The sequence below is a fragment of the Bradyrhizobium sp. LM2.9 genome (genome assembly GCF_054056555.1).
The window spans coordinates 6,314,795-6,328,762 of record NZ_JBSRYJ010000002.1; the positions used below are offsets into that span (position 1 = coordinate 6,314,795).

Below are 13,968 nucleotides of genomic sequence, written 5' to 3' on the forward strand. Positions count from 1 at the left end.
GCGGATTGTGCCCATCCTGCAAGCACTTCGCGCCCGTCCGACGATTGTAAACGGCGTCTGGATTCGACGGCTGTATATGCACGATTACGTGCACATGATCAGCACACACGGCTAGTCGGTCAGGTACTCCGGATGGTGGCTCCGGATCTTGTCGAGCTCACTGAGCGTACCTGACAGATGCTTGCGCAAATGCTGTTGCGCGGCATCGGCATCGCCAGCCTCGATCGCGCGCGCAATCAGTCTGTGGTGGCGGACGATGTTCTGGGCCTTGCCGGGCGAGGGCAAATGCAGCCGGCGCAGCCGGTCGATATGCCCGCTGCGACTGCGCACCAGCGCCCACAAATCCTGCTTGCCGGCCGCGGCGTAAAGCTGCGCGTGAAAAGAGTTATCGTCGGCCATGAAGGCCTCGAAGTCACCAGCCTTGGCAGATTGTTGTTGCAGCGCAATGGCGTGATCGAGGCGGATTACCAATGCGGCGTCGCTGTTGGCTGCGAGCAGGCGCACGATCTCCAGCTCCAACGCCTGACGCAGGAAATGCGCCTGCTCGGCGCGGTTGATATCGATCCGGCTGACCACGGTCGCGTGCTGCGGAAACACGTCGACCAGGCCTTCTTCCTCGAGCCGCATCAAGGCATCGCGGACAGGCGTCGAGCTGACGCCGAACTGGCCGGCAAGCTCGGCGCGTGACAGCGGCGCGCCCGGCGGTAGCTCCAGGGCGATGATCGCATTGCGCAGCCGCTCGAACACCTGCGGCGCGGCCTGTCGGGCACGGTCGAGTCTTGATGCCGTTTTTGCGGGTGCGCGCGGCGCGGTATGGGCTGCTTCCATGTCGGGTCCCGCTTGCCTTTGATGCACTAATATATTAGTGCATCAGCAGGGTCAACGCAGCGCGACGCTCACCCGGAGGAAACACACAACAATGATCAAGCATCTCCGCAGCCAATTGGCGGCCGCCACCCTAATCGCCGCAACCGCTCTCTCGGTATCCACGGCGCAGGCGCAGCAGAAGTCCGAGATCTCGCTGTCGCGCCAGCCCGGCATTTTCTACATGCCGAGCCACATCATGGAAAAGCAGAAGCTGATCGAGAAGCATGCAGCTCAGCTCGGCGTAGCAGGCGTCACCACCAAATGGGTCACCTTCTCCGGCGGCGGTGCGCAGACCGACGCGCTGCTCGCGGGCGGCGTCGATATTCTCAACACCGGTACAGGCAATCTTTTGTTGCTGTGGGATCGCACCCGCGGTGGCGTCAAGGGCATCGTCGCGACCTCGGCGCAGCCGATGACGCTGATCAGCCGCGACGCCAACATCAAGTCGATCAGGGATTTCGGCCCCAGCGACAAGATCGCCGTGCCGACCGTGAAAGTCTCGACCCAGGCGATCGTATTGCAGATCGCCGCCGCCGAGGCTTTCGGCGCCGACCAATGGTCGAAGCTGGACGTCAACACGGTGCAGCTCGGCCACCCGGACGCCTATGCGGCGCTGTCCAATTCCAAGCACGAGGTACACACCCACTTCTCGATCCCGCCCTTCACCTTCCTTGAGCTGAAGAACGTGCCGGGCGCGCATGTCGTGCTGAGCTCGCCTGACGTGATGGGCGCGGCCCGCTGAGCCAGGCGCAGTTCTTCACCACGACGAAGTTCGCCGATGCCAATCCGAAAATCATCCAGGCCGTGCGCGACGCCACCAAGGAAGCGCAAGATCTGATCCGCAGCGACACCAGGCAGGCGGTCGAGATCTACAAGGAGATCACCGGCGACAAGACCTCGGTGGAAGAGCTGCTCGATCTTCTGAAGGAGCCCGGGATGATGGAGTGGAATCTCGAGCCGCAGGGCACGATGAAATTCGCCGCCCATCTGTTCAAGACCGGCACGCTGAAGACCCAGCCCAAGGCCTGGACCGATTACTATCTCCCCGTCGCGCACGATCTGAAGGGTAACTGATGGCGCTGCTCGACGTCAGCTCCGTGACGCTGCGCTACAAGACCTCCAGCGCCGTCGTCACGGCCACCGAAAGGGTGAGTTTCACCGTCGACAAGTCCGATCGCTTCGTGCTGCTTGGGCCGTCCGGCTGCGGCAAGTCGACCCTGCTCAAGGCCGTCGGTGGCTACATGGCGCCGAGCGAAGGCCGCATGACCATCAACGACCGCGAAATCCGCGGCCCTGGCGCCGATCGCATGATGATCTTCCAGGAGTTCGACCAGCTCCTGCCCTGGAAGAGTGTGCTCGCCAACGTGATGTTCCCGCTGCTGACCGCGCGAAAGCTATCGCGCAAGGACGCCGAAGCGCGGGCGCGGGCCTATATCGAGAAGGTCGGGCTGACACGCGTGTTTGATGCCTATCCGCACACGCTGTCCGGCGGCATGAAGCAGCGCGTCGCGATCGCGCGCGGCATGGCGATGGAGCCGGACATCCTGCTGATGGACGAGCCGTTCGCCGCGCTCGATGCGCTGACACGGCGAACTTGCCAGGACGAGTTGCTCCAGCTCTGGAGCGAGACCAAATTCACCGTGTTGTTCGTGACGCATTCGATCGCGGAAGCGATCCGCATCGGCAACCGCATCCTGCTGTTGTCGCCGCATCCCGGCCGCGTCAAGGCCGAGGTGGTCGACGTCGACAAGGTCTCCAATGACGATGGCAGCGCCGGCCGGCTGGAAAAGGAGATCCACGATCTCCTGTTCGCCGCCGAAGCAACGGCGCATTGAGGGAAGCCGCCATGGGCGAAGCGAGAATATTGCTGCGTGACGCGCCGGCTGCCACCGCCGGCGCAGCCGAGGTCGAGCGCAAGCTGAGCGTGCTTGAGCTGCTGTGGAACGACGGTTTTGTCCGCAAGACCGTCATCATCCTGTTCCTGGCGGCGATCTGGGAAGCCTACGGCCTCACCCTAGACAATCCGCTGCTGTTTCCCACGCTGCACGATACCGTCATCACGATGTTCGAGCGCGTGAAGGACGGCACGATTCCGATGCGCGCATGGACGTCGCTGAAGGTGCTGTTCATGGGCTATTCGGCCGGCATCGTCCTGGCCGCGATCTTCACCGTGCTCGCGATCTCCACCCGCATCGGCACTGACTTCCTCGAGACTGTCACGGCGATGTTCAATCCGCTGCCGGCGATCGCGCTGTTGCCGCTCGCCTTGATCTGGTTCGGTCTCGGCAACGGCAGTCTGGTGTTTGTGCTGATCCATTCGGTGTTGTGGCCGGTCGCGCTCAACACCCATTCCGGCTTCAAGAGCGTGTCCAACACGCTGCGCATGGTCGGACGCAACTACGGCCTGCGCGGGCTGCCTTATGTGGCGAAAATCCTGATTCCCGCGGCATTCGGCTCGATCCTCACCGGCCTGAAGATCGGCTGGGCCTTCGCCTGGCGCACGCTGATCGCGGCCGAGCTGGTGTTCGGCGTGTCCTCGGGGCAGGGCGGGCTCGGCTGGTTCATCTTCGAGAACCGCAACCTCCTCGACATACCTGCGGTCTTCGCAGGCCTCTTGACGGTGATTATCATCGGGCTTTTTGTCGAGAACCTGATCTTCCGCGCAATCGAGCGGAACACCGTGCAGAAATGGGGCACCCAATCATGACCAAGAAGAAAATGACGCCCGACCAGCTCCGCAGCGCGCGCTGGTTCGCACCCGACGATCTCCGCTCGTTCGGCCATCGCTCCCGCGCCATGCAGATGGGCTACGCGCCGGAGGAGTGGAAGGACCGCCCGATCATTGCGATTCTCAACACCTGGTCGGACGCACAGCCCTGCCACATGCATTTCAAGTCGCGCGTCGACGACGTCAAGCGCGGCATCCTGATGGCCGGCGGCCTGCCGCTGGAGCTACCGGCGCTGTCGCTGTCGGAATCGCTGTTGAAGCCGACCACCATGCTTTACCGCAACCTGCTGGCGATGGACGCGGAAGAACTTCTGCGCAGCCATCCCGTCGACGGCGTGGTGCTGATGGGCGGTTGCGACAAGACCACGCCAGCGCTGTTGCTCGGCGCGACCTCGATGAACATCCCGGCGATCTATCTGCCGGCCGGCCCGATGCTGCGCGGCAACTGGAAAGGCAAGACGCTCGGCTCCGGCTCGGACGGCTGGAAATATTGGGACGAGCGGCGCGCCGGAAAGATCTCCGACAAGGACTGGCTCGACATCGAGGCCGGCATCGCTCGCAGCTACGGCACCTGCATGACCATGGGCACCGCCTCCACCATGACCGCGATTGCCGAGGCGATCGGCATGACGCTGCCCGGCGCCTCCTCGATTCCCGCCGCCGACGCCAACCACATCCGCATGGCCTCTGAATGCGGCCGCCGCATCGTCGAAATGGTCTGGGAAGATCTGACGCCGAAGACGATCCAGACCCGCAAGGCTTTCGAGAATGCGATCGCTGTGGCGATGGCAATGGGCTGCTCGACCAATGCGATCATCCATCTGATCGCGCAGGCCCGCCGCGCCGGTCTCGACATCGGCCTCGACGATTTCGAGATCGCAAGCCGCAAGGTGCCTGTCATCGCCAACGTGCGGCCGAGCGGCGATGCCTATCTGATGGAGGACTTCTTCTATGCCGGCGGCCTGCCGGCGCTGATGGGCCAGATCAAGCAGCATCTGCATCTCGATTGCATCACCGTCACGGGACAGACCGTCGGCGAGAACATCGCGGGCGCCGAAGTGCACAACGACGACGTGATCCGCTCGGTCGACAATCCCATCTACAAGGAGGGCGCGCTCGCCGTGCTCAAGGGCAATCTCGCGCCCGACGGCTGCGTCATCAAGCCCTCCGCCTGCGCGCCGCGCTTCCTCAAGCACACGGGGCCGGCACTGGTGTTCGACGACTATCCTGCGATGAAGAAGGCGGTCGACGATCCCAATCTCGACGTCACCGAAGACCACATCCTGATCCTGCGCAATGCCGGGCCGCAGGGCGGGCCGGGCATGCCGGAATGGGGCATGCTGCCGATCCCGACAAAGCTCGTGAAGCAGGGCGTGCGCGACATGGTGCGGATCTCCGATGCGCGCATGAGCGGCACCAGCTATGGCGCCTGCATTTTGCATGTGGCTCCCGAATCCTATGTCGGCGGGCCGCTGGCGCTGGTCCGGAACGGCGACCGCATCACGCTCGATGTCGGCGCCCGCACCATCAATCTCGACGTCTCCGAAGCCGAGCTTGAAAAGCGCCGTGCCGCCTGGAAGCGGCCCGAGCGCCGCTTCCAGCGCGGCTATGGCTGGATGTTCACGAAACACATCAAGCAGGCCAATGACGGCTGCGACTTCGACTTCCTCGAAACTGACTTCGGCGCGCCGATCGGCGAGCCCTCGATTTACTAGAGAGTATGAGATGGCCAAACTTACCGAAGCCACCCGCACCAAGCTCAAATCCGTCTCCACCGCCACCGTCGCCACCGCCTTGTTCAAGCGCGGCCTGCGCATCCAGATGATCCAGGATGTGCACCCGCTCGGTGCGGATCAGCCGACCATGGTCGGTGAGGCCTTCACGCTGCGCTACATGCCGGCCCGCGAAGATCTCAACACCATCGACGTCTTCAGGGACCGCTCCCATCCGCAACGCAAGGCGGTCGAGGATTGTCCGGCGGGCAGCGTGCTGGTGATGGACAGCCGCAAGGACGCGCGCGCCGCTTCCGCCGGTGCGATCCTGGTGACGCGCTTGATGAAGCGCGGTGTCGCCGGCGTCGTTACGGACGGCGGTTTTCGCGACTCGGCCGAGATCGCAAAAATCGGTATCCCCGCGTATCACCATCGCCCGAGCGCGCCGACCAATCTGACGCTGCATCACGCGATCGAGATCAACGTGCCGATCGGCTGCGGTGATGCGCCGGTGTTTCCCGGCGACGTCATTCTCGGCGACAGCGACGGCGTGATCGTGATCCCCGCGCATCTCGCCGACGAGATCGCCAACGAAACCTTCGAGATGACCGCGTTCGAGGACTTCGTCACCGAGGAAGTCAACAAGTGCCGCGGCATTTTCGGACTCTATCCGGCCACCGATCCGCAGACGCTCACCGATTTTGCAGAATGGCGGAAGAAGAACGGGCGGTAGTTGGGCAGTAGATAGCACCACAATCACTCGTGTCGTCCCGGCGAAGGCCGAGACCCATACCCCAGGGAGAAGTTTGGCGAAGACTCGCAGTTAAGTGGCCTTCCCGCGGTACACGCACCGCACGCCATCGATAGCTCACGCGGTATGGGTCCTGCCCTTCGCCAGGAGGACGGCGGAGGTGGCTTACACCTCCGCCTCCACCATCCCCGCCGCCCACAGCGCGAACGCGTACACGATCGCGACTTCGTCGAGCCGGTTGAAGCGTCCTGAGGCGCCGCCGTGGCCGGCGCCCATGTTGGTGCGGAGTAACACCGGGCCGCCACCGCTCATCGTGGCGCGCAGGCGTGCGATCCATTTGGCGGGCTCCCAATAGGTCACGCGCGGATCAGTCAAGCCGCCCATCGCCAGGATCGCCGGATAGTCTTTCGCCGCGACATTGTCGTAAGGCGAGTAGGACAGGATGGTGCGAAAATCCTTCTCGCTCTCGATCGGGTTACCCCATTCCGGCCATTCCGGCGGCGTCAGCGGCAGCGTGTCGTCGAGCATGGTATTGAGCACGTCGACGAACGGCACTTCGGCCACGATGCCGGCGAACAATTCGCCGGCGCGGTTGGCCACCGCGCCCATCAGCATGCCGCCGGCCGAGCCGCCATGGCCGACGATGCGCTTTGCGCTGGTGTACCTCGCGTCGATCAGCGCGCGGGCGCTGGCTGAGAAGTCGTCGAACGAATTGGTCTTCTTCTCGCGCTTGCCGTCGAGATACCAGCCCCAGCCCTTGTCGGCGCCGCCGCGGATATGGGCGATGGCGTAGACGAAGCCGCGGTCGACCAGCGACAGGCGATTGGTGCTGAACGAGGCCGGCATCGCCATGCCGTAGGAGCCGTAACCGTAAAGCAGCAGCGGCGCCGAACCGTCGAGCTTCAGCCCATTGCGATAGAGGATCGACACCGGCACCTCGGCGCCGTCATGCGCCTTCGCCATGATGCGCGTCGTGACGTAGTTGTTCGCATCGTGGCCCGACGGGATCTCCTGGCGCTTGCGCAGGGTGCGCGTGCGCTTGGTCATGTCATAGTCATAGACTTCCGACGGCGTCGTCATCGACGAATAGGCAAAGCGCAGCGTAGTGGTCTCGAACTCGTAGGAGCCCATCGTGTCGAGCGAATAGGCCGCCTCGTCGAAGGCGATGGCATGCTCCTCGTTCGAGGCGAGCTCGCGGATCACGATGGATGGCAGCGCGTTGGCGCGCTCCAGCCGCACCAGATGGCCGGCATAGAGATCGAGATCGATGATGTAGATACCCGGTCGATACGGGATCAAATCGCGCCAGTTCTTGCGCTCGGGTGAACTGAGCGGTGCAGTGACGATCTTGAAGTCGATGGCGTCGTCGGCATTGGTGAGGATGAAGAGCTCGTCGCCGCGATCGCCGAGCGAATATTGCACGCCCTCCTCGCGCGCCGCGACCAGGCGCGGCGGTGCTTCGGGGTTGACGAGATCGATCAGTCGTTGCTCCGAGGTCTCGTGATCGCCGCCGGCGATCACGCAGAAGCGGCCGCTGGTACTTTCGTGCAGATGGGTGAACCAGCCGGAATCCTGCTCCTCGTAGACGAGGGTGTCGTCGGCCTGCCTGGTGCCGAGCTTGTGCCGCCACACCTGCATCGGGCGGTGATTGTCGTCGAGCTTCACATAGAAGAACGACGTCGCGTCCTTGCTCCAGACCACGCCGCCGTCGGTCTCCTCGACGACGTCGTCAAGATCCGTTCCGGTCGCCCAGTCGCGCACGCGGATGGAGAAATATTCCGAGCCCTTGGTGTCGGCGCTCCAGGCTTGCAGCTTGTGGTCGTTCGAGTGCCGGCTGCCGCCGAATTTGAAATATGCGTGGTCCTTGGCGAGCGCATCGCCGTCGAGCACGATATGGCCCTCGCCGCCGTCGCGCGGCATGCGGCCGAACAGCTCGTGCTGGCCGCCTTCGCGGAACTTGCGGAAATAGGCGAACTCACCGTCGGGCGACGGCACGCTGGAATCGTCCTCCTTGATCCGCCCCCGCATCTCGCGCACCAGCGACTTCTGGAGGGCGGCGGTATGGCCGAGCAGGCTCTCGGCGTAGCCATTCTCTTCGTCGAGATATTTACGGATGTCGGGATCGAGCACCGCGGGATCGCGCAGCACCTCCTGCCATTTTTCGTCCTTCAGCCAGGCATAGTCGTCGGTCACGGTGATCCCGTGCTGCGTGAAGGAATGCGGCCGGCGCGGGGCAATGGGGGGCTGGGAAGGTGTTTTGGCCTGTGTCACTCGATCCTCGTTCAGATGCGTGCTCCACCTTATATCGTCCCGATTCCGCGAATTGCCAGCGCCGCTGCGCCAGGGACTGCGCCATCGGGTTGTTGACCGGCTGCATCTATGCTTTAGGGGCCAAATCCCTTTAGTCCCGCCTCCGGTCCAGGCCGATGCTGTTCAATTCCTATCCGTTCATCCTGCTGTTCCTGCCGGCCGCGCTGGCCGGGTATTTCTGGCTCGGACGGCGCAGCAATCTGGCCCCGGTGATCTGGCTGGCGGCGGCCTCGCTCGCTTTCTATGCCATCGGCAACTGGCAGTTCGTTGCCCTGTTGTTGATCTCGATCGCCTTCAACTACGGCGTCGGCCATCTCCTCATCGTGGCGAAGCTTACTCGGTCGCAACGAAAGGCGGCACTCGCGATTGGCGTCGCCGGCGATCTCCTGGTGCTTGGCATTTTCAAATATGCCGGCTTCGCCGCCGAGAACATCAACGCGCTAACCGGGACGCATTTCGCGGTCCACATCCTGCTGCCGGTCGGTATCTCCTTCTACACGTTCACCCAGATCGCGTTCCTGGTTGACGCTTATCGCGGGCAGGTCGCGGCTTACGCGCTGCCGCACTACGCGCTGTTCGTGACATACTTCCCGCACCTGATCGCGGGACCGATCCTCCACCACAAGGACATGATCCCGCAATTCGAGCGGGAGGAAACCAAGCATCCGCATGCGCATCTCATTTTGTGCGGAATCATCATCTTTGCGATCGGCCTGTTCAAGAAGACATGCCTTGCCGACGGCATCCAGCCGCTGGTCGCGCTCGCCTTCGATGCGCGCGCGCCGAGTTTTGATCAGGCCTGGCTTGGCTCGCTCGCCTACACCTTCCAGCTCTATTTCGACTTCTCCGGCTATTCCGACATGGCGATCGGGATATCGCTGATGTTCGGCATCTTCCTGCCCGTCAATTTCAACTCGCCCTACAAGGCCACCAGCATCGTCGAGTTCTGGCGCCGCTGGCACATGACCTTGTCGCAATTCCTGCGCGACTATCTCTACATCCCGCTCGGCGGCAACCGCCACGGCCGCGTGCTGCGCTATGTCAATTTGATGATCACGATGCTGCTCGGAGGGCTCTGGCATGGTGCTGCCTGGACGTTCGTGGTCTGGGGCGCGCTGCATGGCGCTTATCTCTGCGTCAATCACGCCTTCAACGCGCTGGTGCCGAACATCCCGGGGGCTCTTGCGCGTCCGGTCCGGATCGCCGGGGCCGTACTCACTTTCCTTGCCGTCGTCGTCGCCTGGGTGTTTTTCCGTGCCGAGCGGGTCGACTGGGCGCTGCGGGTTCTCGGCTCCATGGCCGATCCGGCGAACGTCATCCTCGGCCGCGAGGAGATCGCGGCGCTGGCGCAGGTCACGATCTATGCCGCGCTGGTCTGGCTGGCGCCGAACACGCAAGGACTCATGGGATACGACCACGCCAACCGCAGGGTCGGAGAGGGCTTGATGGCGGGACGGATGCGGCCTCTGGTCCTCTATGGCGCGTCGCTGGTGCTTGCGTTCGGGATTTTGGGCATCCAGAGCCACAGCGAATTCATCTATTTCCGGTTCTGATGCGGGGCACGTTCACATATCCAGGGCGTCTTCTGCTCGCGAGCATCGCGTGCGTGCTCGGGGCGGCTGCGCTCATTTACGGCGTCGATCCCCTGCAACTGTTTCGGTCCTCGCGTCTCGTCGCGCCCTTTTATTCGGACGACACGCGCGTGCAGAATGCCGGGCTGATCCGCAGCCAGTCGTTCGACACCGCCTTCATGGGCACCTCGCTCGCGATCCATTTTCGTCAGAGCGACATCGACCATGCGCTGGGCGTGCACTCGCTCAAGCTGGCGATGACCGGCTCCAATTCGCGCCAGCAGGGTTTTGTGCTGGAGCAGGCAATCGACCGCGGCGCAAAGCGCGTGATCTGGCAGATGGACGATTTTATTTTTGTCGATGCGGCTGACATCGAGACGGATCCTTATTTCTCCGCCGATCTCTATCGCGGGACGGCAAAGGGGATCGCGTCCTATCTTTTCAGCGCGGCGATGGCGAAGGAATCCCTGTTCGCGCTGCTGCGGTCGGTTCCGCCGTTGCGGCAGCCGCTGACCCGGGCCGCGCCTTATCTGCCCGTCAAGTTCGCACTGCCTGACGTCGACGACATCTACGCGCTGCCGCGGGATTTCGACGTCGCCCGTGGCTACAATGCAGAGAAGGCGCTTGCCGCCTTCGCCTACATCACAAATCCCGTGCGCAGCCGCTTTCTCGGCGAAGGCTATGGCTACGACGCCATGGTGCGGCACTTCGAGCGCGATGCCGTGGGCCTGATCACGCGGCACCCAGACGTGACCTTCGACATCTACTTCCCGCCCTATTCGATCCTGCAATTCGTCGCGATGCGCGACGCCTCGCCTGCGACGCTGAAGATCGTCACCGATCTCACGACGCGCGTGGCGGAGCGCCTCACGCAGCTTCCCAATGTCCGCCTTTATGATTTCCGCGCGATCAAGGAAGTCACGCACGACCTCAACAATTACGGCGATGTCATCCACCATTCGCCGGTCGTCGATGCGAAAGTGTTGAAATGGCTGGCGAGTGGGGAATATCGGGTCGATCCGAAGGCATCACTTGCGTCGCTGGACGAGTTGAAGGCGCAGGTCGCCGCATATCGCGTGGAGCGCTGATTGTCCAGCGGATGGATGGGTAACAGAACAGCCCGGATGGATGGGTGACACTGGTTGATGATTTGGTCGGCTGCGGCGCTGCGCTAGCGCAGCGCCGCAGCTTTCGTGTTTTCTGGTCGATGATGCCGATGGGCACGTCGAAGGAGCGCACTTGCCAGCATCCGTCCTCGGTTTCCTCGACGGCGACTTTTTCACCGTCGAGGGCACTGCAGATGTGGATGAGCTCGCCGTGCCATTTGATCTCGCCGTTGGAGCGGACCTGGCGTACCGCGGCTTCGGCTGGATAATCCGGCTCGGGAAGCCGCCTTGGCATCGCACGAGGCGAAGTCTGATAGACGCTGGCAGGTGGGTGCTGGCCAAGCGATTCGTGCGGCCGTTCTTCGTTGTAGTCGCGCACAAATGCCGCGAAGCGACGAGCTTGCGCGGCCCGGGTTGGCGGCGGTGGCCGCATGGCTTCCAGAAGCGTAAGGTGAAAACGCTCGTGTCGGCCGTTCTGCTGCGGATGGCCAGGATCAATCCGTTCATGGCGGATGCCAAGCTTGATCCACCATACCGACAGCGCCGTCAGACCCGTGATCCCGGTCGAGGCGAACGGCGAGCCGTTGTCGGAGCGGATTATCTGCGGCAAGCCGTACTCGCGAAACGCCCGCTCCAGCGGCGGTTGGCACTCGGCATATTGCGTGCTGCCCGTCGCCGCCAGGCTAATCAAATAGCGGCTGAAGCCATCGGTCACCGTGAACGGTTCAACGCGAGAGCCGTCGCCCAGTCGTATCCAGCCCTTGTGGTCGAGGGCCCATACATGGTTGGCGTGCTGAGGCACCGTCAGTTGCCCCATACGCGGCGGCGCACGTCGCCGAGGCCGACGGCTGCTAACCAGTCCCGCTCGTTTGAGAATCTCGCCTGCCGTCGAGGCCGACGGCCAATCGATATCCCCTTGGCGAGCCTCAAGCTTGCTTACGATCTTGCGCGGTCCCCAGCTCGGCCGCTCAAGCCGCAGCCCCACAATCGCATCCACGATGTGCTGCGGCGTCGCTCGCCCATGCACCCGCGCCCGCGTGCGAGCGATCCGTAAGCCCTCCAGGCCCTTCCATCTGATAACGATCCAACCATTTGTAACCGGTCTTGCGACTAATCTCGTAGCGTTCGCAAAGCTCCGTCATCGTCCACATTCCGCTTCGCTGATCCGCGATGAAGCTAACCCGTTGGTCCATTGCGCAGCTCTCTCGCCAAGGCATCGGCTGATCCTCCCAGCCGACAGAGAACTGTCACCCATCCATCCGGTCTACTTTGTTACCTATCTATCCGGTCTGGACAGCTTTTTTCCTTCTCCCCTTGTGGGAGAAGGTGGCGCGAAGCGCCGGATGAGGGGTCTCTATCCGCGCATTCAACGGTGAGAGGTTTGCTTCGCGGATAGAACCCCTCACCCGTCTCGCCGCTGCGCGGCGAGCCACCCTCTCCCACAAGGGGCGAGGGTGCACCGCTCGTGTCGCGCGAATCTACTACCTCCCCAGCTCGGTCGCCTTTGCCACGCGATCGAACCGCTCCAGCGTCATAATCGCGTCCGCGAATTTCTCCGCGCGCGCGTTCAGCACCGGGCGTGCCAGGGTCAAAAACTTCTGCTGCATCGCCTGCGCGTCGGGGAAGGAGGTCGGCTCTCCCGAGGGATCGGGGTAGAGCCGCTCATGCACGCCGTCGTCCGTCGTGATACTCACGCGCGCGCCAAAGGGATGGGTGCGGCCGACTTCGAGCCGGTCGTCCTGCACCACGTCGAACTTGTCGGCGAGCGCGTCGATGGCGGCATCGCCAAGGCGGGTGTAGTCGTCCCAGCCAAACGAGCCCTGGTCGAGCGCGAGCGCGCCGGTGAAGAACATCGAGAACTGGCCGCCGACGACCGAGGTGGGATGGCGCTTGGTCGCGGCGTCGCCGGTGAGCGTGATGCCGTTGCGGTGCAGGCCGATCTCCACGCGCTTGACCTGATCGGGCGTCAGATTGTGCTCGCGCCGCATCGCGATCAGCGCGTCGATCGCAGCATGGGTGTAGCGGCAGCTCGGATAAGGTTTTACGCCGATCTTCATCGTCTCATAGGTCTTGCCGAGCTCGGCGACCGCCTTGTCGGGATGCGCATCGTCGGTGTAGCCGGCGAGCAGGCCGTGCTTGCCCTCGACCGATTCCGTCGCGCCGACGAAATCGTTGCGCGCCAGCGTTGCGGCAATTACGCCGTTCATCGCGGCGGCGCCGACCTGGTAGCGCTTGTTCCAGGCGCCATTGACCAGAAATTGCAGCGAGCCCGCGGCCTGGCTGCCGGCGACGCCGAAAGCGGCGATGAGCTGTTGCTCGGAGAGGCCGAACAGCTTGCCGGCGGCCGCTGCTGCGCCATAGGTGCCGGCGGTGGCGGTGGGGTGAAAGCCGCGCGCATAATGCGAGGTCGGGTCGAGCGCGTTGCCGAGCCGGCAGCAGACTTCATAGCCCGCAACGATCGCGGTCAGCACGTCGCGCCCGGAGGCGCCGACCATCTCGCCGATGGCGAAGGCGGCCGGAACCACGGGCGCGCTCGGATGCAGCGAGGAATCGGCGTGGGTGTCGTCGAAGTCGAGGGAATGGCCGAGTGCGCCGTTGAGCAGCGCCGCGACCGCCGGCGTCCAGGTCTTGCTGTCGCCGAACACCGTGGAGTCGCCCTTGGTGTCGAGCGCCAGCGCCTCCAGCATCTTCAGGATCGAGGGGGTCGATTCCGCTTCGCTGCGGGCCCGGATCGCGCTGCCGAGGAAGTCCAGCGTCAGCAGTTTTGCCCGATCCAGCACTTCCGCCGGAATATCCCCGTATTTCAGGCTGGCGACATAGGCGGCGAGCGTTGCGGTTTCGTGGGCCATCGTGTTTCCTCGTTTTGGCGCGCAAGTTAAGCGGGCTGATTTGGCCTTTCAAGCGGCCTCGGGACCGCGGGCAT

At 63.5% G+C, this 13,968-nt stretch carries 10 protein-coding genes and 2 pseudogenes; 7 read left to right on the forward strand and 5 right to left on the reverse strand.

Annotated elements, in window-relative coordinates; translation table 11 throughout:
• Positions 1 to 111: 111 nt before the first annotated feature.
• Positions 112 to 828: a GntR family transcriptional regulator gene (locus ACVWW3_RS32515; RefSeq protein ID WP_456651945.1), complete on the reverse strand. Its 717-nt coding sequence runs from the start codon at positions 826 to 828 to the stop codon at positions 112 to 114.
• Positions 829 to 919: 91 nt separating this feature from the next.
• Here ACVWW3_RS32515 and ACVWW3_RS32520 point away from each other — a divergent pair.
• The 5 genes and pseudogenes from ACVWW3_RS32520 to ACVWW3_RS32540 all read left to right on the forward strand — a co-directional run bounded on the left by ACVWW3_RS32520 (position 920) and on the right by ACVWW3_RS32540 (position 6,040).
• Positions 920 to 1,941: pseudogene (locus ACVWW3_RS32520) on the forward strand (ABC transporter substrate-binding protein).
• Complete coding sequence (locus tag ACVWW3_RS32525) at positions 1,941 to 2,702, forward strand: ABC transporter ATP-binding protein (protein ID WP_456651943.1); 762 nt, start codon at positions 1,941 to 1,943, stop codon at positions 2,700 to 2,702. The pseudogene ACVWW3_RS32520 and the gene ACVWW3_RS32525 overlap by 1 nt, the downstream one beginning before the upstream one ends.
• A gap of 11 nt (positions 2,703 to 2,713) precedes the next feature.
• Entirely contained in the window at positions 2,714 to 3,574 is an 861-nt protein-coding gene (locus ACVWW3_RS32530) for an ABC transporter permease (RefSeq protein WP_354049720.1), read from the forward strand.
• Positions 3,571 to 5,310, forward strand: a complete 1,740-nt coding sequence (gene araD / locus ACVWW3_RS32535; protein WP_456651942.1) for an L-arabinonate dehydratase — start codon at positions 3,571 to 3,573, stop codon at positions 5,308 to 5,310. Before ACVWW3_RS32530 ends, araD begins: the two co-directional genes overlap by 4 nt.
• Before the next feature lie 10 nt (positions 5,311 to 5,320).
• On the forward strand, positions 5,321 to 6,040 hold the full coding sequence (locus tag ACVWW3_RS32540) for a ribonuclease activity regulator RraA (protein ID WP_456651941.1): 720 nt from the start codon (positions 5,321 to 5,323) through the stop codon (positions 6,038 to 6,040).
• A gap of 183 nt (positions 6,041 to 6,223) precedes the next feature.
• On the opposite strand, the gene ACVWW3_RS32545 is transcribed toward ACVWW3_RS32540, so the two are convergent.
• On the reverse strand, positions 6,224 to 8,329 hold the full coding sequence (locus ACVWW3_RS32545) for a S9 family peptidase (protein WP_456651940.1): 2,106 nt from the start codon (positions 8,327 to 8,329) through the stop codon (positions 6,224 to 6,226).
• A gap of 155 nt (positions 8,330 to 8,484) precedes the next feature.
• Between ACVWW3_RS32545 and ACVWW3_RS32550 the strand changes: the two genes are divergently transcribed.
• Both ACVWW3_RS32550 and ACVWW3_RS32555 read left to right on the forward strand, forming a co-directional pair.
• Positions 8,485 to 9,921: an MBOAT family O-acyltransferase gene (locus ACVWW3_RS32550; protein WP_456651939.1), complete on the forward strand. Its 1,437-nt coding sequence runs from the start codon at positions 8,485 to 8,487 to the stop codon at positions 9,919 to 9,921.
• Entirely contained in the window at positions 9,921 to 11,027 is a 1,107-nt protein-coding gene (locus ACVWW3_RS32555) for a hypothetical protein (protein ID WP_456651938.1), read from the forward strand. The genes ACVWW3_RS32550 and ACVWW3_RS32555 overlap by 1 nt, the downstream gene beginning before the upstream one ends.
• Positions 11,028 to 11,430: 403 nt before the next feature.
• Here ACVWW3_RS32555 and ACVWW3_RS32560 read toward each other — a convergent pair.
• The 3 genes and pseudogenes from ACVWW3_RS32560 to ACVWW3_RS32570 all read right to left on the reverse strand — a co-directional run.
• Positions 11,431 to 11,862 (reverse strand): annotated as a pseudogene (locus ACVWW3_RS32560) (DDE-type integrase/transposase/recombinase); the annotation flags it as partial.
• Positions 11,863 to 12,013: 151 nt separating this feature from the next.
• Positions 12,014 to 12,262 (reverse strand): helix-turn-helix domain-containing protein, encoded by a 249-nt coding sequence (locus ACVWW3_RS32565; RefSeq protein WP_456672263.1) that lies wholly within the window; start codon positions 12,260 to 12,262, stop codon positions 12,014 to 12,016.
• A 264-nt stretch (positions 12,263 to 12,526) separates the two neighbouring features.
• On the reverse strand, positions 12,527 to 13,894 hold the full coding sequence (locus ACVWW3_RS32570; RefSeq protein ID WP_456651937.1) for an MmgE/PrpD family protein: 1,368 nt from the start codon (positions 13,892 to 13,894) through the stop codon (positions 12,527 to 12,529).
• Between the last annotated feature and the right edge of the window lie 74 nt (positions 13,895 to 13,968).